The sequence below is a fragment of the Micromonospora sp. NPDC020750 genome (assembly GCF_044334565.1).
In the GTDB taxonomy this organism is placed as follows: Bacteria; Actinomycetota; Actinomycetes; order Mycobacteriales; family Micromonosporaceae; genus Micromonospora.
Genome location: NZ_JBIRTH010000002.1, coordinates 768,191 through 787,004 on the forward strand (window position 1 = coordinate 768,191; position 18,814 = coordinate 787,004).

Sequence of the window (18,814 nt, forward strand, 5' to 3'; positions counted from 1 at the left end):
TAGGGCCCAAGAAATGCACCCTCCGCCCTAAATATCGGGGCCCCAACTGCAAGATCGCGGGCGGGGGGCGGCTGCCCGGCGGGGCTGCGGGTGGGGTCAGGGGATGGGGAGGCGGGAGAGCCAGGTGGTGTGGGGGGAGCGGGCGATGGTGGGGAGGCGGTGGAGGGCGGTGGCGTCGCCGTAGAGGGTCCAGCGGAGGAAGTCCGTGGTGGCGGCGAGGACCTGGGGGAATCCGGGGTGGCCGGGGGTCAGGTACGCGCCGTGGCCCTGGCCGGTGACGGTGAGGAACGCGGCCGGGCCGGGCGTCCGGGCGTACGCGGCCCGGCCGACGGTCACCGGCACCACCGGGTCGGCGCCGCCGTGCACGAACAGCACCGGCGCGGAGGGGCCGGCGAACGCGCCGGCCAGGCCGCCCCCGGCGATCACGATGCCCGCCCGCAGCCGGGGGGAGTGCCCGGAGGTGAGCATCCCGGCGCTGGTGAACCCGCCCGCCGAGTGCCCGGCCGCGGCGAACCGGGCGACGTCCAGGTGGCCGGCGAGCGGGTCGCCCCGGCGGGCGTCGAGGCGGACCAGGTGCCGGATCAGCCGCCAGCCGTCGGCCGGCTGGTTGCGCACGTCCGCCCGCGTGAACCGGGCGGCACCGCGCCGGGTGTGCGGGTACGCCGGAGCGGCCACCACGAACCCGGCGGCGGCCCACCGGGTGGTCAGCGGGGCGTGCAGTTCGGGGAGGCTGTGCAGCCCGTGGCTGAACACGACGACCGGGAACCGGCCCCGGGCGACCCCACCGGGGCCCGCCGGATACCAGACGGTCACCGGCAGCGGGCGCGCGCCGGCCGGGTCGAGCGTGAACGTCCGCACCCCGACCGGGTACGCCCCGGCGGGCGCGGACCGGGCGGGCGGTTCCCCGCCGCTGGCGGCGGCGGTGGCCGGGCCACAGCCGGCCAGCAGCGCCGTCATCAGCACGGCGACCAGCCGTCGTACCCCCACGCCACTACGTTAGGCGGCTCGGGGGCGGCGCGGCCCCGCCGTCCGGATCGGTCGGCGAAGCCACCCGGCGAGGGCGGCTCCCCCCATCGGGCGGTCCTGCGGCGTTTCGCCCGCGTGAGGGCGGTTTGGCCGGACGGCCTTGGCTATGGTCTGGCCCATGTCTGACAAGTACCTGGACCCGAGCGGCAACACAGAGCAGTTCCGGGCGTTCGCCCACACCCCGGAGGCCGGCTCCCCGACCATCCCGGCGGCGTCCCGGGCGCCCCTGGTCGTCGGCGCCGCGGTCGTCGCGGTGGTGCTGGTGGCCCTGGTCGCCTGGCTTGCCCTGGCCTGACCGGTCTCAGCGATCCGGCCCCAGCGAGCCGGTCTCAGCGAGCCGGCCCCAAACGAGCCGGCCCGGTGGAGGCTCGGCTTACCCTGGCCGGTCGGGGTCAGTGAGTCGTCCCGACCACCGCGCGGGTCTCCCGGGCGATCTCGCGCTCCTCGTCGGTGCCGATCACGCAGACGGCGACCTCCGCGCCGTGCGGGGAGATCACCCGGTCACCGCTGCCCGCGTTGCGCCCCGGGTCGACGGCGATGCCGAGCCGCTCCAGTCCGGCCAGCGCGGTGGTCCGCACCGCGGCGGCGTGCTCGCCCACCCCGGCGGTGAAGGTGACCGCGTCCACCCGCCCGAGCAGGGCGTAGTACGCCCCGACGTACCCGGTGATTCGGCGGCGGTAGACGTCGAAGGCGAGTGCGGCGGCCGGGTCCCCGGCGTCGCGGCGGGCCAGCACCTCGCGCATGTCGTTGACCCCGGTCAGGCCGAGCAGGCCGCTGCGGTGGTTGAGCAGGTCGTCGATCTCGTCCACCCCCATCCCGGCCTCCCGGCGCAGGTGGAAGATGATCGTCGGGTCGAGGTCGCCGCTGCGGGTGCCCATCACCAGGCCCTCCAGCGGGGACATCCCCATCGAGGTGGCCACGCTGCGCCCGCCCTGCACGGCGCAGGCGCTCGCCCCGTTGCCCAGGTGCAGGGTGATCGTGTTCAGCTCCTCGTACGGCCGGCCCAGCAGCTCGGCGGTGCGCCGGGAGACGTACGCGTGCGAGGTGCCGTGGAAGCCGTACCGGCGGATGTCGTACCGCTGGGCGGTGTCCCGGTCGATCGCGTAGGTCGCGGCGGCCTCGGGCAGGGTGTGGTGGAACGCGGTGTCGAAGACGGCGGCCTGCGGCACGCCGGGCAGCGCCTCGAGGGCCACCCGGATGCCGGCCAGGTTCGCCGGGTTGTGCAGCGGTGCGAGCGGCACGAGTTCCTCGATCGCCGCGAACACCGCGTCGTCGATCAGCACCGGCTCGGCGAAGCGTCGCCCGCCGTGCACCACCCGGTGCCCGACCGCGACCAGCCCAGCCAGGTCCAGCCGGCCCAGGATCTCCCGGACCGCCGTCTCGTGGTCGGCCGGGCCGCCCTCCGGCTCTCCGACCCGCTCCACCGTCCCGGAGGCGCGCACCTCGTCGCCGTCGTACAGCCGGTACTTGACCGACGACGAGCCGCAGTTGAGGACGAGCACCCGACTCATGACGACTCCCCGGCGGCGGCCTGGATGGCGGTGATCGCGACGGTGTTGACGATGTCCGGGACGGTGGCGCCCCGGGACAGGTCGTTGACCGGCCGGCGCAGGCCCTGCATCACCGGGCCGACGGCCACCGCCCCGGCCGAGCGCTGCACCGCCTTGTACGTGTTGTTGCCCGTGTTCAGGTCCGGGAAGATGAACACCGTGGCCCGCCCGGCGACCGCGCTGTCGGGCAGCTTGGTGGCCGCGACCTTCGGGTCGATCGCCGCGTCGTACTGGATCGGGCCCTCCACCAGCAGCTCGGGGCGGCGCTCGCGGACCAGCCGGGTGGCCGCCGCGACCTTCTCCACGTCCGCTCCCGCCCCGGAGTCCCCGGTCGAGTACGACAGCATCGCCACCCGCGGCTCGATGCCGAACCGGGCGGCGGTGTCGGCCGAGGAGATGGCGATGTCGGCGAGCTGCGCGGCGTCCGGGTCGGGGTTCACCGCGCAGTCGCCGTACACCAGCACCCGGTCGGCGAGCAGCATGAAGAAGACGCTGGAGGCCACCGAGAGCCCGGGCACCGTGCGGATGATCTCGAAGGCGGGGCGGATGGTCGCGGCGGTGGTGTGGGTGGCCCCGGAGACCATCCCGTCGGCGTGCCCGGTGTGCACCATCATCGTGCCGAAGTAGTTCGGCTGGGCGACCACGTCGTGCGCCAGCTCGGCGGTCATGCCCCGGTGGGCGCGCAGCTTCGCGTACGCCTCGGCGAACTCGTCGCGCCACTCGCTGGTCGCCGGGTCGACCACGGTCGCCCCGGTGATGTCGATGCCGAGCTCCCGGGTGCGCCGGGCGACGTCGTCGGTGCGGCCGAGCAGGGTCAGGTCGACCACGCCCCGGCGCAGCAGGATCTCCGCCGCGCGCAGGATCCGCTCCTCCGTGCCCTCGGGCAGCACCAGGTGCCGGCGGGTGGCCCGGGCCCGGTCGATCAGGTCGTACTCGAACATCAGCGGGGTGACCCGCTCGGAGCGGCTGACCCGCAGCCGGCGGGCCAGGTCGTCGGTGTCGACGTTGGCCTCGAACGCGCCGAGCGCGGCCTCCACCTTGCGCGGGTTCGCGACGCTTGGCCGCCCCTCGATCCGGCTGGACGCGGCCACCGTGTCGTAGCTGTCGCTGGACACCGACAGCACCGCGAACCCGGTGTTCAACCCCTCCACCAGCCGCATCGCCCTGGGGTCCGGCTGCTCGCCGAGGGTGAGCACCACCCCGGCCAGGGAGACCTGCCCGGCGACGTGCGCGGCGCTCGCCGCCACCACCAGGTCGGCCCGGTCACCGGGGGTGATCACCAGCGCGCCCTCGGTCAGGTGGTCGAGCAGCGTCGGCACGTGTGCCGCGCCGACCACGTAGTCGAGCACGTCGCGGCCGAGCGCGGCGTCGTCGCCGGCCAGCAGGGTGGCGCCGAGCGCCGCCGCCACCTCGGCCACCGTCGGCGCCGACACGGTCGGCACCTCCGGGATGGCGTACGTGGGGACGGGCAGCTCGGGCAGCGTCATCGCCCCCGGCACCCGGTTGGCGATCACCGCCAGCACCGTCGCGCCCAGGTCCTCCAGGTCGTGGTACGCCCCGCGCGCGGCCGCCGCGATCGCCTCCGGCTCCTGCCCGAAGCCGTCGATCACCAGCACCACCACGCTGCCGAACTCGGTGGCCAGCCGGGCGTTGAAGGCCAGCTCGCGGGGGCCCGCGCCGTCCCCGCCGTCGGCGAAGTCGCTGCCCACCACCACCATCGCCGGGCAGCGCCGTTCGACGTCCCGGTACCGCTCGACGAGCCGGGAGATCAGCTCCTCGCGCCTGCCGTCGGCGACCAGCTCGGTGGCCTCCGCGTAGGTGGCGCCGTGCAGGTCGGCCATCGGCAGGTCGATCCGGTAGCGGTCGGTGAGCAGGGCGAGGATCGGGTCGGGGCCCCGACCGGCGACCAGGGGCCGGAACGCGCCGATCCGCTCGACCTGTCGGGAAAGGAGTTCGGCGAGGCCGAGCGCGATGGTCGACTTCCCCCCGCCGGAACCCACACTGGTCAGATACACGCTCCGGGCCACGCCCTCACGCTACAAGATCGCCGCCCGCAGTGCCGCCGTCCCCTCCGTGACCTGGGGGATCCTCGTCTCACTCAGGCCGCTGACCAGGCACTTCAGCTTCCTTCGCTCCTAGACTCGCCACTCGTGACCGACCGTCGGACCATCGTCCCGCCCTCGCCCCCGTCCGAGCAGCCGGCCGTCGTGCGGCCCGTGACCGACGGTCCGACGGTCGTACTCTCCGTGACGGACGGTCCGACGGTCGTCGTGCCGACCGTCACCGACGGTCCGACGGCCCTCCTGGCCGCGGTTCCCGACCTGCCGCCGGTCTTCGTCGACCCGAGCGGGCGGCGCGGGACCCGGCTGCGGCGGATCGCGTACGTCGCCGGGCTGGCCGGGCTGGCGTACACCGCGCTGGTCGGGGTGAGCTTCGCCGGGGGGCCGGTGCGCCCGGAGAACGTGCTGCCCTTCGTCGACTCGACGCAGCGCCCCTGGAAGGCGCCCGCGCCGCCGGCCGCCCCGGCCCCCGCCCCGACGACCGCGAAGCCCACCACGCAGGCCCCCGGCCCGACCCGTGCCACGGCGACCCGGAGCGCGCCCGCCGCCACGCCCTCGTCCCGGCCGTCGTCCCCGGCGGCCGGCAGCCCGCGCCCCAGCCCGAGCGCCGCGTCGCCCCCGGCCACTACGGCGCCTCCGACGACCGTGCCGCCCAGCACCGAGCCACCCACGGCCGTCCCGCCCCCGGTGGTCGACCCACCGGCCCTTCCGGAACAGGCCGAGTAGCGTGCGGACAGCCGCTGACCCGTCCACCGGTCGGCCCCCGCCGCCGGCCCGCCGCACCCGCCGCACCCGGCGGGTCCGCCGGTCCGCGCCGCCGCCGAGCTGGGCCCTGCTGGGCGTCCTGCTCGTCTTCCTGGCCGGTGTGCTCTTCGTCGGGGCGTACGCGAACGCCGCCTTCGTCCCCGACCGCGCGCAGCACGACGACGGCCAGGACCGGGTGCCCGCCGAGGTGGTCAACGGCGGCCCGATCATCAACGCCGCCGACGGCCAGCACCGCTCCTACCGACTGCCCGCACGGACCGTCGCGCTCACCTTCGACGACGGTCCCGACCCGAAGTGGACCCGCGAGGTGCTGCGGGTCCTCGACACCCACCAGGTGAAGGGCACCTTCTTCGTGGTCGGGTCGCAGGCCGCCCGGCACCCCGAACTGGTGCGGGAACTGGTCGCCGGCGGGCACGAGGTCGGCGTGCACACCTTCACCCATCCCGACCTGACCACGCTGTCCGGCTGGCGTCGCCGGATGGAGTACGGCCAGACGCAGCTCGCGCTCGCCGGCGCGGCCGGGGTCCGGTCCTCGCTGATCCGGTTCCCGTACTCCTCACACGCCGACGCGATCGACGACCGGGACTGGCCGCTGATCACCGAGGCCGGCGAGCTGGGCTACCTCACCATGCTCAACGACACCGACAGCCGGGACTGGGCGCTGCCCGGGGTGGACGCCACGATCGCCAACGCCACGCCGGCCGGCTATTCGGGCGCGATCAGCCTCTGGCACGACGCCGGCGGGGACCGGGCCCAGACCGTCGCCGCCCTGGACCGTTTCATCCCGCTGATGAAGGAACGCGGCTACCGGTTCACCACCGCGACCGAGGGGCTGAACCTGACACTGGCCGCGGCCGGGATCGACCACCAGGTGACCGGGAACCCGGTCGCGTCCGGGGCGGAACGGTGGCAGGGCCGGATGCTGGTCTGGGCGGTGCAGGGCGCCGACCGCACGCTCACCCTCTTCGGCGCGCTCTTCGTGCTCGTCGGCGTGCTCACCGTCGGCCGCACCGTACTGCTGCTCCTGCTCGCCGGGCGGCATGCCCGGCGCCGCCGGGCCCGGGACTGGACCTGGGGGCCGCCGGTGACCGAGCCGGTGTCGGTGATCGTCCCCGCGTACAACGAGAAGGAGGGGATCGCCGCGGCGGTCCGGTCGCTGGCCACCGGCGACCATCCCGGGGGCATCGAGGTCGTCGTGGTCGACGACGGCTCGACGGACGGGACCGCCGACATCGCCGAGGGGCTCGGCCTGCCGAACGTCCGGGTCGTGCGCAAGCCGAACGGCGGCAAGCCGAGCGCGTTGAACACCGGCGTGGCGCTGGCCCGCCACGAGTTGCTGGTGCTGGTCGACGGCGACACCGTCTTCGAGCCGGACGCCGTGCGCCGGCTGGTCCAGCCGTTCGCCGACCCGCAGGTGGGCGCGGTCGCCGGCAACGTCAAGGTGGGCAACCGGGACAGCTTGATCGCCAAGTGGCAGCACATCGAGTACGTCATCGGGTTCAACCTCGACCGCCGCCTCTACGAGACCCTGCGGTGCATGTCGACGGTGCCCGGCGCGATCGGCGGGTTCCGCCGGCAGGCCCTCGTGTACGCCGGCGGGATGACCGACGACACCCTGGCCGAGGACACCGACATCACCATGGCCCTGGGCCGGGCCGGCTGGAAGGTGGTGTACGAGGAGACGGCCCGGGCATGGACCGAGGCCCCGGCGACGATGGGGCAGCTGTGGAAGCAGCGCTACCGGTGGAGCTACGGCACCATGCAGGCGATGTGGAAGCACCGCCGCTCACTGCTCGACCACGGCGCGTCCGGCCGGTTCAGCCGCCGTTGCCTGCTGTTCCTGAGCCTGTTCGGGGTGCTGCTGCCGCTGCTGGCGCCGGTGATCGACCTGCTCGCCCTGTACGGCCTGTTCTTCCTCGACCGGACCGCGACGGTGGTGGCCTGGCTGGCGATGCTGGCGGTGCAGTTCCTCACCGCGGTGGTGGCGTTCCGGCTGGACCGGGAGAAGCTGGGCGTGCTCTGGGTGCTGCCGTTGCAGCAGTTCGTCTACCGGCAACTGATGTACCTGGTGATGATCCAGTCGGTGGTCACCGCGCTGACCGGTGGCCGGCTGGGCTGGCAGAAGCTGCGCCGCACCGGCCTGCGCCCGACCGTCCGCGCCGGGAACGGCTGACGGTCAGCGGGCTCGGCGGGCCAGGTCGAGGGCGTACTCGGGCCACCAGACGCCGCTGTCCGGCTCGCCGGGCCGGCAGGCGTCGTCGGACTCGCCCGGGAACTTGACCCAGAGCAGGGCGTCCACCCGGTCCGGGCCGGGGTCGGCCGTGGGCTCCTCGCCGAGCGCCCGGCCCGGCGGGTTGCACCAGCTCGGCGCGCCGCCCACGGTACGGCCCGGGTGCGGGCCGTTGCCGTTGCGGCTGGTGTCGACGACGAACCGGGTCGCCCCGCCGAGCGCGTCGGAGAGCCGGTGACCGTAGCGGACGTTCTCCTCGGTGCCGACGAAGTTCGCCACGTTCAGGGCGAAGCCGGCCGCGTCGGCGATCCCGGCCCGGCGCAGCGCCGCGGCGAGCCGGTCGACGTCGGTGATCCAGCCGGGATGCCCGGCGTCGAGGTACACCCGGGCACCGCCGGTGCTGCCCAGCACGGCCACCGCGTCCCGCAGCAGCGCGAGCCGGCTGGCGACGTCGGGCACGCAGCCGGCCACGGCGTCCGGGACCGCGCCGGGTTCGAGGACCACGGTGACCGGCCGGCCGGCCACCCCGGCCGCCAGGTCCCGGATCCAGCGCTGGTAGTCCGCCGCGTCCCCGGCACCGCCGGCCCCGCGCCGGGCGCAGTCGCGGTCCGGCACGTTGTGCACCACCAGCACCGGCGTCTGCCCGGCGACGGCCGCCGCCGTCAGGAAGGCGTCCACCTCGGCGCGGACCGCCGGGTTGCCGGTGAGCCACTTCGCGCTCGGGCGGCCGGCGATCGCGCGCAGCGCCTCGGCGTCGGCGGTGCGCCCCTGCGCAGCCCAGCGGTCCGCCTGCGCGCCGGCCGGGTTCGCCGGGTCGACGTAGAAGACGGGCGGCAGGGCCGTCGGCGCGGCCCCGCCGTCGCCGTCCGGTTCGGCCCGGGGCGCGGGGTCGGCACCGCAGCCGGCGAGCAGCAGCGCCAGGGCGACGCCGGCCGCCGCCCCGGCCCTTCGGCGGCTCAGTCCTCGTCCTCGTCGTCCAGGCGGGCCAGCCAGGTGGCGAACCGCTCGATCGGCGTCTCGAACTCGGGGTTCAGGTCCACGAAGTCGCGCAGCCGCTCGCCGAGCCACTCCAAGCTGACCGACTCCTCGCCCCGGCGCTCGACCAGTTCCTCGATCCCGCGGTCGGTGAAGTACATCCGTACATCCTCATTCCTGGGCCCGGCCGGCGGCCGGGTCGGGTGGTCCGCCGACGCGCAGCGGGGCAGCGGCCCGTCGTGGTGACGGTCGCTGCCCCGCTGCGCGCGGTGCGGTCAGGTCACGGGCGGGGCAGGGCCGCCTCGATCAGCGCGTTCTGCTCGACCTCGTGCATCTTGGCCGAGCCGACCGCAGGGGCGGCGGCGGCCGGGCGGGAGATGCGGCGCAGCCTGATCTCGCTCAGGTGCTCCAGCAGGTTGAGCGCGACGAAGCTCCACGCGCCCTGGTTGGCCGGCTCCTCCTGCACCCAGGCGTAGTCCTCGGCGTTCGGGTACTGCGCCAGGGCGGCCCGGATCTCCTCGACGGGCAGCGGGTAGAGCTGCTCCATCCGGAGGATCGCGGTGTCGGTGACGCCCCGGTCGGCCCGGGCCTGGAACAGGTCGTAGTAGACCTTGCCCGAGCAGAGCAGCACCCGCTTCACCTGCTCCGGCGCCGGAGCGGCGGTGTCGCGCAGCACCGGCTGGAAGGTGCCGGTGGTGAAGTCCTCGACCGGGGACACACAGAGCTTGTGCCGCAGCAGCGACTTCGGCGTGAACACCACCAGCGGCTTGCGCTTGGGCGACAGCGCCTGGCGGCGCAGCAGGTGGAAGTAGCTCGCCGGGGTGGTCGGGATGGCCACCCGCATGTTGTCCTCGGCGCAGAGCTGAAGGAACCGTTCCGGGCGGCCGGAGGTGTGGTCCGGGCCCTGACCCTCGTGGCCGTGCGGCAGCAGCAGGGTGACCGCGGAGCGCTGGCCCCACTTCACCTCGCCGGAGGAGATGAACTCGTCGATCACCGACTGGGCGCCGTTGACGAAGTCGCCGAACTGGGCCTCCCAGGCGACCAGCGCGTTGATGTTCTCCACCGAGTAGCCGTACTCGAAGCCCATCGCCGCGTACTCGCTGAGCAGCGAGTCGTGCACGAAGAACCGGGACCGCTCGCCGTCGGCGGTGAGCGACTGCAACGGCAGGTGGTCGGCGCCGGTCTTGGCGTCCACCACGGACGCGTGTCGCTGCACGAACGTGCCACGACGCGAGTCCTGCCCGGCGAGCCGGACGGTGACCCCGTCGTGCAGCAGCGCGCCGAGGGCGATGATCTCGCCGAAGCCCCAGTCGATGTTGCCCTCGACGGACATCTTGGCCCGCCGGTCGAGCAGCTGCTGGATCCGCTTGTGCGGGGTGAAGCCCTCCGGCAGGTTGACGTGTGCGTCGCCGACCGCCTTGACCACGTCGACACTGGTGGCGGTCTCCACCTGCGGCTCCGGCTCGTCCTCGCGGCGCTGCCGGGCCGGCTGCTTCGGCGCCGAGGCGGCGTCCCGGGTGGCCTTGAAGACCCGCTCCAGCTGCGACTGGTAGTCGCGCAGCAGCTCCTCCGCGTCCTCCACGGTGATGTCGCCCCGGCCGATCAGCTCCTCGGTGTACAGCTTCCGGACCGACCGCTTCGAGTCGATGATCTTGTACATCTGCGGGTTGGACATCGACGGGTCGTCGCCCTCGTTGTGCCCGCGCCGGCGGTAGCAGACCATGTCGATCACGACGTCCTTGTTGAACGCCTGCCGGTACTCGAACGCCAGCCGGGCGACCCGGACCACGGCCTCGGGGTCGTCGCCGTTGACGTGCAGGATCGGGGCCTCGATCATCCGGGCCACGTCGGTGCTGTAGAGGCTGGACCGGGAGTGCTCCGGCGCGGTGGTGAAGCCGACCTGGTTGTTGACCACCACGTGCACCGTGCCCCCGGTGCGGTATCCGCGCAGCTGCGACAGGTTGAGCGTCTCGGCGACCACGCCCTGGCCGGCGAAGGCGGCGTCACCGTGCACCGCCAGCGGCAGCACCGTGTACCCCTCCAGCTTGAGGTCGATCCGGTCCTGCTTGGCCCGGACGATGCCCTCCAGCACCGGGTCGACGGCCTCCAGGTGCGACGGGTTCGCCACCACCGACACCTTGACGGCGTGCTCGCCGTCCGGGGTGGTGAACTTGCCGTTCTGGCCGAGGTGGTACTTCACGTCGCCCGAGCCCTGGGTGGAGCGCGGGTCGAGGTGCCCCTCGAACTCCGAGAAGATCTTCTCGTACGGCTTGCCGACGATGTTGGCCAGCACGTTGAGCCGGCCGCGGTGGGCCATGCCGATGACGACCTCGTCGAGCCCCGCCTCGGCGGAGGACTCCAGCACCTCGCCGAGCAGCGGGATCAGCGACTCGCCGCCCTCCAGCGAGAAGCGCTTCTGGCCGACGTACTTGGTCTGCAGGAAGGTCTCGAACGCCTCGGCGGCGTTGAGCCGGTTGAGCACGTGCTTCTGCTCGTCGGTGCTGGGCTTCTCGTACTTGCGCTCGATCCGCTCCTGGATCCAGCGCCGCTCCTCCGGGTCCTGGATGTGCATGTACTCCACGCCGACCCGGCGGCAGTACGAGTCGCGCAGCACGCCGAGGATGCTCCGCAGCTTCATCCGCTGCTTGCCGGCGAAGCCGTTGACCGGGAAGACCCGGTCGAGGTCCCACAGGGTCAGCCCGTGCTGGAGCACGTCCAGGTCCGGGTGCTTGCGGATCTTGAATTCCAGCGGGTCGGTGTCGGCCATCAGGTGACCGCGCACCCGGTACGCGTGGATCAGCTCGTGCACCCGCGCGGTCTTGTTGATCTGACCCTCGGAGTCGACCGCGACGTCCCGCATCCAGCGCACCGGCTCGTACGGGATGCGCAGCGAGGTGAAGATCTGGTCGTAGAAGGCGTGCTCGCCGAGCAGCAGCTCGTGCATGACCTTGAGGAACTCGCCGGACTGCGCGCCCTGGATGATCCGGTGGTCGTACGTGCTGGTCAGGGTGATGATCTTGCTGACGGCCAGCTCGGCCAGGGTGGCCTCGCTCATCCCCTGGTACGGCGCCGGGTACTCCATGGCGCCGACGCCGATGATGGCGCTCTGACCGGCCATCAGGCGCGGGATCGAGTGCACCGTGCCGATGCCGCCCGGGTTGGTCAGCGAGATCGTGGTGCCGGAGTAGTCGTCCATGGTCAGCTCGTTGCGGCGGGCGCGACGGACCACGTCCTCGTACGCCTGCCAGAACTGCCGGAAGTCCATCCGCTCGCAGCCCTTGATCGACGGGACCACGAGGTTGCGGGAGCCGTCGGGCTTGGCCAGGTCGATCGCGATGCCCAGGTTGACGTGCTCGGGGCGGACCATCGCCGGCTTGCCGTTGACCTCGGCGAAGGAGTTGTTCATCTCCGGGTGCTCGACGAGCGCCCGGACCATCGCGTACCCGATCAGGTGGGTGAAGCTGACCTTGCCACCTCGCCCGCGGGCGAGGTGGTTGTTGACCACGATGCGGTTGTCCACCAGCAGCTTGGCCGGGACGGACCGCACGCTCGTCGCGGTCGGCACGCTCAGCGAGGCGTCCATGTTCTGGACGATCTTCGCGGCGACGCCCCGCAGCGGAGTGGTCTGCGGGCCGGAGACGGCCGGCTTCGCCGGGGTGGCCTTGGCGGACGCGGCGGGCTTCGCGGCCGGGGCGGGCTTCGCGGGCGCGGCCTTCGCGGGCGTGGCCTTCGCCGGGGCGGGCTGCGCGGCGGGCTGCGCGGCCGGCTCCGTCTTCGGCGCGGCCGGCTCGGCCTTCGCAACCGGCTGGGCGACGGCGGCGGCCTCCTGTTGCCCGGCGGGCTCCGGCGCGGCGGCAGCCGCCTTGTCGGCCTTGCCGTCGGGGCGCGGTGTGGCGGCGCCGGGCGCCGGCCGATAGTCGGCGAAGAAGTCATGCCAGGCCGAATCGACGCTGCTTGGGTCGGCGAGGTAGCGCTGGTACATCTCCTCGACGATCCACTCGTTCGGGCCGAAACCCGCCAGTGGGTTCTCCTGCGAAGTCTGCTGGGTCGACACGGCCGGTAATCGCCTCTTTCACGCGGGTTTGTGTGTCACGCGGTGTCAGCCGTTGCCCGGTACGCGGGTGGACGGAAGACGGCTCCCAGGCTACGCCGTAGGAACACGCTAGGCATTTCCGGCTCCGGTGGGTGGTCCGTTTCACAGAAGATGCAGAAGTCCGGTCGACGCCGCGTGTCCAGTTGACCGCCGGCTGGAACGGGCCCGGCCCCGGGGCGTGATCACTGGATCACGCCCCGGGGCCGGGTCGCCGCGTCGACCGCAGGCGTCAGGAGATGTCCCGCCGCCGGATGGTGAGGGCGCCGATCAGGCCGGCGAGCACGGCGTACCCGATCAGCACCGCAGCCCCCGCCCAGCGGGGCGGGTTGCCCGGGATCTCGACCCCGCTGACCATCAGCGACGACGCCAGCGAGGGCACCACCACCTGGAGCTTGTTGATCCACTCGCCGTACCGGTCGGCCAGGAGGGCCAGCACGGCGACGGCCCCGATCGAGCCGCCCAGGTAGAGCAGGATGCCGGTGACCGTCGCGCCGATCTGGCTGCGGATCAGCACCCCGATCCCGACCCCCAGCACCGACCAGAGCAGGTACGCCAGTGCGTTCAGCCCGATCGCCCGCCAGATTGCGCCGCTGCCGAACTGGGTGCCGACGTCCACGCTGTTCAGGATCAGCGCGCCGAACACCAGGTTGAGCACGGTGGTGACCAGCCAGAACAGCATCGCGAGCACGGCCCCGGCGATCAGCTTGGCCACCATGACCGCCGTGCGGTGCGGCACCGTGAGGAACGTGGTGGTCACCGTCTGGTGGAAGAACTCGCTGGTCACCACGATGATGCCCAGCAGCATCACGATGAGCAGCCCGAAGAACTGGCCGTTGGTGTAGATGTTGGCGGCCAGGCTGTCCACCGACTGCACGGCCTGGATCTGGTCGGCCTGCTCGGCCGGCACGTCTTCGAAGCCCCCGCTGGCCAGCGCGTCGGTCTGCAACCAGTTGAACAGCAGGGCGAGGGCCCACAGCGGTAGCGAGATGAGCCCGAAGATCCACCAGGTGCTGGTGGTCCGGATCTTGAGCAGCTCGGATCGGACGAGGTTCATCGGATGCCCGCCTTTCCGGCCGTCAGCTCCAGGAAGACCCGCTCCAGGTCGGGTCGTTCCGGGGTCAGTTCGTGCAGCTCCACCTTCGCGGCCAGGGCGGCCCGGCCGATGGCCGGGGCGTCCAGCCCGCTGACCAGGAGCACGCCGTGCTCGCCGGTCTCCACCGTCGCGGACTGCTCGCGCAGCGCCGTGACCAGTTCCTCGGCCTGCGGGGTACGCACCCGCACCTGGCCGCCCTGCGCCATCGAGCCGAGCACCTGCTCGACCGGCCCCTGCCGGATCAGCTTGCCGGCCGCGATGATCACCACGTCGTCGGCGAGCAGCTGCATCTCCGACAACAGGTGGCTGGAGACCAGCACCGTACGGCCCTCGTGGGCCAGACCCTTGAGGAAGCCACGCATCCACCGGATGCCCTCGGGGTCGAGCCCGTTCGCCGGCTCGTCGAGGATCAGCACCCGGGGGTCGCCGAGCATCGCGGCGGCGATGCCGAGGCGCTGCTTCATGCCCAGTGAGTAGCCCTTGAACTTGCGCTTCGCCGCCGGGGTCAGCCCGACCAGGGCGAGGACCTCGTCGGCCCGCTGCTTCGGCAGCCCGGCCGCCGCGCAGATCACCCGCAGGTGGTTGATCCCGGTGCGGCCCTTGTGCGCGCTGGACGCCTCCAGCACCGCGCCGACGTGGCGCAGCGGGTCGGCCAGGTCGACGTACCGCTGGCCGCCGATGGTCGCGCCGCCGCTGCTCGGGGTGACCAGGTTCAGCAGCATGCGCAGCGTCGTGGTCTTGCCGGCGCCGTTCGGGCCGAGGAAGCCGGTCACCCGCCCCGATGCGACCGTGAACGACAGATTGTCGACCGCCCGGACGTTCTTGTACTGCTTCGTCAGGCCGGACACCACGATCTGACCGCTGCCGATGGTGGGGCTTCGCTGCCCGTCAGACATCGTTCTCCTCCCGTGCGTGGCGCGTGGACGCGCCGACGTGTGCGGCGCTGTTGCGGATGCGCCGTCGCACAGCGTGGCAAGCCGGCGCAACCAGGTCAATCAGGCGCGACACCTACACCCGACTCCGTCTCAGGCAGGAGGGCATCCTCCCCAGGGACGAGGCCGCCCGCCCCGCCCCCGCCGGTCACGCCCCGGGCAGCGCGATCCAGGTGGCCCGGGCGCGGCCCAGCAGGCGGCCGTCGGGGCCGTACAGGGCGGTGCGGACCAGCGCCTTGCGCCCCCGGGTTTCGTCCGCCACGCCGGTGACCACGCACTCGTCGCCCGGGGCCGGCAGCGCGTCCAGCACGGCGGCGATCCGGCCGAGCACGTACGGGCGGCCGGGGCCGATCACGGCCCAGCCTCCGGAGCAGTCCAGCGCCGCCCAGACCGTCGCGGGGGTGACCTCGGCCGGGGCGGTGAACGGCGCGGCCGTCCGCCCGTCCGGCAGCCGGCCGGGGAAGATCCGCAGGCCGTCGACCCGGTCCGGCCCGCAGACGTAGCAGCCGGGAAAGGGATGCTCTCTCAGCCCGGGGTACGCCGCCGCGGCGGCCCGCGCCGTGCCGAGGTCCACCGGCGGCACCGCCTCCGGGGCGTCCCCGCCCGGCCGCACCTCGGCGATCAGCCGGCCACCGGGGTCGCGGACCTCCCCGCCGGCCACGGTCAGCGGGGTCTCCAGCGGCGGCGGCTGCCGCAGCGTCACCTCGACCGGCCCGTCGTGCCCGGTGGCGGCGGCGAGAGCGGCGGCGGTCCAGCCGCCGTTGCCCGAGCCGGGCGGACCGTTGAACCGCGCCGGGATGATCACTGTCATGGACGGTCCTCCTGACGTCTCCGGTGACGTGGACCACCCTCTCATCCCGGTCCGGGCCGACGGCCCGGCGGCGTCCACCGGACGCCTTCCCGACACGCGACGGTCTTGTTCAGTCGCGATGTATCGCGTTAGGTTCTCCTCGTGGACGCGCCGCCCGGGCACGTCCGGCGGCATGCGGGAGAGCGAGGGGGTCATCGGCACGGGCGCGGGTAAGCTCTGGGCGTCCGCGACCTCCGGCAGCATCGCGCTGCTCGCCCGCCCGGTCGACGACGAGATGGAGGAGCTGCCGTGACCGCCGTGTTCAGCCACGGGCGGCTCCGGCTCTACCTGCTCAAGCTCCTCGACGACGGCCCCAAGCACGGGTACGAGCTGATCCGCCTGCTGGAGGACCGTTTCCTCGGCCTGTACGCGCCCAGTGCCGGCACCATCTACCCCCGGCTCCAGCGGCTGGAGGTCGAGGGGCTGGTGACCCACACCGCAGCCGGTGGTCGCAAGGTCTACGAGATCACTGAGGCGGGCCGGGCCGAGCTGCGCCAGCGGGCCGGCGAACTGGCCACCCTGGAGTCCGACATCAGCGCCTCGGTGGCGGACCTCTCCGCCCTGGCCGGCGAGATCCGCTCCGAGGTGCGCGGCTCGATCCACGACCTCAAGCGGGAGCTGCGCGGGGCCACCAGGCAGACCCGGCGTACCAGTTGGGAGCCGCCGCCCCCGGGCCCGGCGCGGCCGGACACCCCGGCGGGGGAGTCGCCCCTGCTGGCCGAGTTCGACCAGCGGCTGGCCGCGTTCACCGTCGAGGTCGGCGGCCTGGTCCGCTCCGGCCGGCTCAGCGACGCCCAGCTCCGCGCGGCGATCCGGGCGCTCGACGGCGCCCTGGACGGGCTGCGCCACCTGCTGCGCTGACCGGCCGGCGGAGCTCTCAGGGTTTTTCCAGCAACCGCCCAGCGTGGGCGCAGCGACGTCACGGATGATGGTCGGCATGGCCGCTACCCAGACCGAGGCGCGACTGCTCGTCGTCGAGGACGACCCCAACATCCTCGAACTGCTCTCCGCGAGCCTCCGCTTCGCCGGCTTCGACGTGGCCACCGCGACCAGCGGGAGCGCCGCGCTGAGCGCCGCCAAGGACCACCGCCCCGACCTGGTGGTCCTCGACGTGATGCTGCCCGACCTCGACGGGTTCGAGGTCATCCGGATGCTCCGCGAGGGCGGCACGCGTACCCCGGTGGTCTTCCTGACCGCCCGGGACGCCACCGACGACAAGATCCGCGGGCTGACCCTGGGCGGCGACGACTACGTCACCAAGCCGTTCAGCCTGGAGGAGTTGACCGCCCGGATCCGGGCCGTGCTGCGCCGGACGGCCAGCGGCGAGCAGGCCCCGTCCCGGCTCACCTTCGCCGACCTGGAGCTGGACGAGGAGACCCACGAGGTGCACCGGGCCGGGCAGCGGGTGCAGCTCTCGCCGACCGAGTTCAAGCTGCTGCGGTACCTGATGCTCAACGCCAACCGGGTGCTGTCCAAGGCGCAGATCCTCGACCACGTGTGGAACTACGACTTCCGGGGCGACGACAACATCGTCGAGTCGTACATCTCCTACCTGCGGCGCAAGGTCGACAACACCCAGCCCCGCCTGATCCACACCCTGCGCGGAGTGGGGTACGTCCTGCGCAAGCCGGCGGCGTGAACGCCGTCGCCCAGGCGAAGGGGCGGCTGCGGAGCGTACCGCTGCGGGTGAAGCTGGTCGCGGCCGTGCTGACGCTGGTCGCCGTCGCCCTCGTGGTGATCAGCTCGCTGACCACGTACTTCCTGCGCAACTACCTGATCGACCAGGTCGACGGCGAGCTAGAAGGCGCGGTGAACAACCTCAGGACGACGTTGATCACCGCGCAGCAGACCAAATCGATCATTCCCACCGACTACCTGCTGGTGGCCACCGACGGGCGGACCGGGGTGGCGGACATCGTCGAGTACGACAGGGGCCGGTTCCACGCCGACGACCTGCCGTCCTGGCCGAGCGACGCGGCCGGCTTCGCGGCCCAGGCCAGCGAGCCGAGGACGGTCCCGGCCCGCAACAGCGGGGTGCGCTGGCGGATCATCTACGCGGAGCTTCCGAACGGGCAGATGGTCGCCATCGCGCAGAACCTCACCGACGTGGACCAGGCGGTCAAGCGGCTGGTCTGGATAGACCTACTGGTCGGCGGGGCGGTGCTGATCCTGCTCGCCTCCATCGGGGCGGCGATCGTGCGGACCAGCCTCAAACCGCTGGTGGACATCGAACGCACCGCCGGGGCCATCGCCGGCGGCGACCTGACCCGGCGGGTTCCCGACCCGGAGGAGGGGCAGCCCTGCCCCACCTCGGAGCTGGGGCGGCTGTCCCGGGCGCTGAACACCATGCTCGCCCAGATCGAGGCCGCGTTCACCGCCCGCGCCGCCTCGGAGATCGCCGCCCGGTCGGCCGAGGCCGGCGCCCGCGACGCGGCAGCCGCCGCCCAGGCGTCCGAGACCAGGGCCCGGCGCTCCGAGGAGCGGATGCGGCAGTTCGTCGCCGACGCCTCGCACGAGCTGCGTACGCCGCTGACCACCATCCGGGGCTTCGCCGAGCTGTACCGGCAGGGGGCCGCCCGGGCCCCCGAGGAGACCGCCGGCCTGCTGCGCCGGATCGAGGACGAGGCGTCCCGAATGGGGCTGCTGGTGGAGGACCTGCTGCTGCTGGCCCGGCTGGACCGGGAGCGCCCGCTCTCGCTCGCCCCGGTGGAGCTGCCGCTGCTGGCCGGCGATGCCGTGCAGGCCGCCCGGGTGGTGGCCCCGGACCGGCGGGTCGAGCTGGAGATCGAGCCCGGCTCCGGGCCGCTGGTGGTGCTCGGCGACGACGCCCGGCTGCGCCAGGTGATCGGCAACCTGATGACCAACGCGCTCACCCACACCCCGCCGGACGCCTCGGTGACCCTGCGGCTGCGTACCGAGCCGGGGAACCTGGCGGTGGTCGAGGTGGCGGACACCGGCCGCGGGCTCTCCCCGGAACAGGCCGAGCGGGTCTTCGAACGCTTCTACCGGGCCGACGCCGCCCGCACCCGCCGGGCCGGCGGGGCCACCGGGACCGGGCTGGGCCTGGCCATCGTGGCGGCGTTGGTGGCCGCCCACCACGGTGCCGTCGAGGTCGCCGAGACTCCCGGCGGGGGCGCGACCTTCCGGGTCCGGCTGCCGCTGCTGCCGGACATCGACGATCCGGGCGACTGACTTTCAGGCAACTTCCAGGCTGGTTCCAGGCTGATCGCAGTGGCAGGA

16 protein-coding genes are annotated in these 18,814 nt (G+C 73.3%); 7 read left to right on the top strand and 9 right to left on the bottom strand.

All coding sequences use genetic code 11. From position 1 onward, the window contains the following. Positions 1–96: 96 nt before the first annotated feature. Complete coding sequence (locus tag ACH4T9_RS08825; RefSeq protein ID WP_396670137.1) at positions 97–987, bottom strand: alpha/beta hydrolase family protein; 891 nt, start codon at positions 985–987, stop codon at positions 97–99. A gap of 157 nt (positions 988–1,144) precedes the next feature. On the opposite strand from ACH4T9_RS08825, the gene ACH4T9_RS08830 reads away from it, so the two are divergent. Beyond that, entirely contained in the window at positions 1,145–1,321 is a 177-nt protein-coding gene (locus ACH4T9_RS08830; protein WP_396670136.1) for a hypothetical protein, read from the top strand. Positions 1,322–1,418: 97 nt separating this feature from the next. Here ACH4T9_RS08830 and ACH4T9_RS08835 read toward each other — a convergent pair whose 3' ends face one another. Further along, positions 1,419–2,537: an acetate/propionate family kinase gene (locus tag ACH4T9_RS08835; RefSeq protein ID WP_396670135.1), complete on the bottom strand. Its 1,119-nt coding sequence runs from the start codon at positions 2,535–2,537 to the stop codon at positions 1,419–1,421. Beyond that, positions 2,534–4,603 carry a phosphate acetyltransferase gene (gene pta / locus ACH4T9_RS08840; protein WP_396670134.1) on the bottom strand — a complete coding sequence of 690 codons (2,070 nt, stop codon included), beginning with the start codon at positions 4,601–4,603 and terminating at the stop codon, positions 2,534–2,536. Before pta ends, ACH4T9_RS08835 begins: the two co-directional genes overlap by 4 nt. Positions 4,604–4,726: 123 nt before the next feature. On the opposite strand from pta, the gene ACH4T9_RS08845 reads away from it, so the two are divergent. Both ACH4T9_RS08845 and ACH4T9_RS08850 read left to right on the top strand, forming a co-directional pair. Next, positions 4,727–5,362: a hypothetical protein gene (locus ACH4T9_RS08845; protein WP_396670133.1), complete on the top strand. Its 636-nt coding sequence runs from the start codon at positions 4,727–4,729 to the stop codon at positions 5,360–5,362. Position 5,363: 1 nt separating this feature from the next. Beyond that, a complete protein-coding gene (locus ACH4T9_RS08850) occupies positions 5,364–7,574 on the top strand; it encodes a bifunctional polysaccharide deacetylase/glycosyltransferase family 2 protein (RefSeq protein ID WP_396670132.1) in 2,211 nt (736 codons plus the stop codon). A 3-nt stretch (positions 7,575–7,577) separates the two neighbouring features. On the opposite strand, the gene ACH4T9_RS08855 is transcribed toward ACH4T9_RS08850, so the two are convergent. From ACH4T9_RS08855 to ACH4T9_RS08880, 6 genes are all read right to left on the bottom strand, one after another. Then, a complete protein-coding gene (locus ACH4T9_RS08855) occupies positions 7,578–8,468 on the bottom strand; it encodes a glycoside hydrolase family 6 protein (protein ID WP_396670733.1) in 891 nt (296 codons plus the stop codon). A gap of 119 nt (positions 8,469–8,587) precedes the next feature. Next, a complete protein-coding gene (locus ACH4T9_RS08860; protein WP_396670131.1) occupies positions 8,588–8,767 on the bottom strand; it encodes a DUF6104 family protein in 180 nt (59 codons plus the stop codon). A 119-nt stretch (positions 8,768–8,886) separates the two neighbouring features. After that, on the bottom strand, positions 8,887–12,660 hold the full coding sequence (locus ACH4T9_RS08865) for a multifunctional oxoglutarate decarboxylase/oxoglutarate dehydrogenase thiamine pyrophosphate-binding subunit/dihydrolipoyllysine-residue succinyltransferase subunit (RefSeq protein WP_396670130.1): 3,774 nt from the start codon (positions 12,658–12,660) through the stop codon (positions 8,887–8,889). 268 nt (positions 12,661–12,928) lie between these two features. After that, entirely contained in the window at positions 12,929–13,753 is an 825-nt protein-coding gene (locus tag ACH4T9_RS08870; protein ID WP_396670129.1) for an ABC transporter permease, read from the bottom strand. Beyond that, complete coding sequence (locus ACH4T9_RS08875) at positions 13,750–14,688, bottom strand: ABC transporter ATP-binding protein (RefSeq protein ID WP_396670128.1); 939 nt, start codon at positions 14,686–14,688, stop codon at positions 13,750–13,752. The genes ACH4T9_RS08870 and ACH4T9_RS08875 overlap by 4 nt, the downstream gene beginning before the upstream one ends. A gap of 184 nt (positions 14,689–14,872) precedes the next feature. Next, a complete protein-coding gene (locus ACH4T9_RS08880; RefSeq protein ID WP_396670732.1) occupies positions 14,873–15,529 on the bottom strand; it encodes a hypothetical protein in 657 nt (218 codons plus the stop codon). Between the two features lie 124 nt (positions 15,530–15,653). Between ACH4T9_RS08880 and ACH4T9_RS08885 the strand changes: the two genes are divergently transcribed. From ACH4T9_RS08885 to ACH4T9_RS08900, 4 genes are all read left to right on the top strand, one after another. Further along, positions 15,654–15,827: a hypothetical protein gene (locus ACH4T9_RS08885; RefSeq protein WP_396670127.1), complete on the top strand. Its 174-nt coding sequence runs from the start codon at positions 15,654–15,656 to the stop codon at positions 15,825–15,827. Further along, a complete protein-coding gene (locus ACH4T9_RS08890; protein WP_396670126.1) occupies positions 15,824–16,435 on the top strand; it encodes a PadR family transcriptional regulator in 612 nt (203 codons plus the stop codon). The genes ACH4T9_RS08885 and ACH4T9_RS08890 overlap by 4 nt, the downstream gene beginning before the upstream one ends. 76 nt (positions 16,436–16,511) lie before the next feature. Then, positions 16,512–17,213 carry a response regulator transcription factor gene (locus ACH4T9_RS08895; RefSeq protein ID WP_161685324.1) on the top strand — a complete coding sequence of 234 codons (702 nt, stop codon included), beginning with the start codon at positions 16,512–16,514 and terminating at the stop codon, positions 17,211–17,213. Next, on the top strand, positions 17,210–18,766 hold the full coding sequence (locus tag ACH4T9_RS08900; RefSeq protein ID WP_396670125.1) for a sensor histidine kinase: 1,557 nt from the start codon (positions 17,210–17,212) through the stop codon (positions 18,764–18,766). Before ACH4T9_RS08895 ends, ACH4T9_RS08900 begins: the two co-directional genes overlap by 4 nt. Positions 18,767–18,814: the final 48 nt, after the last annotated feature.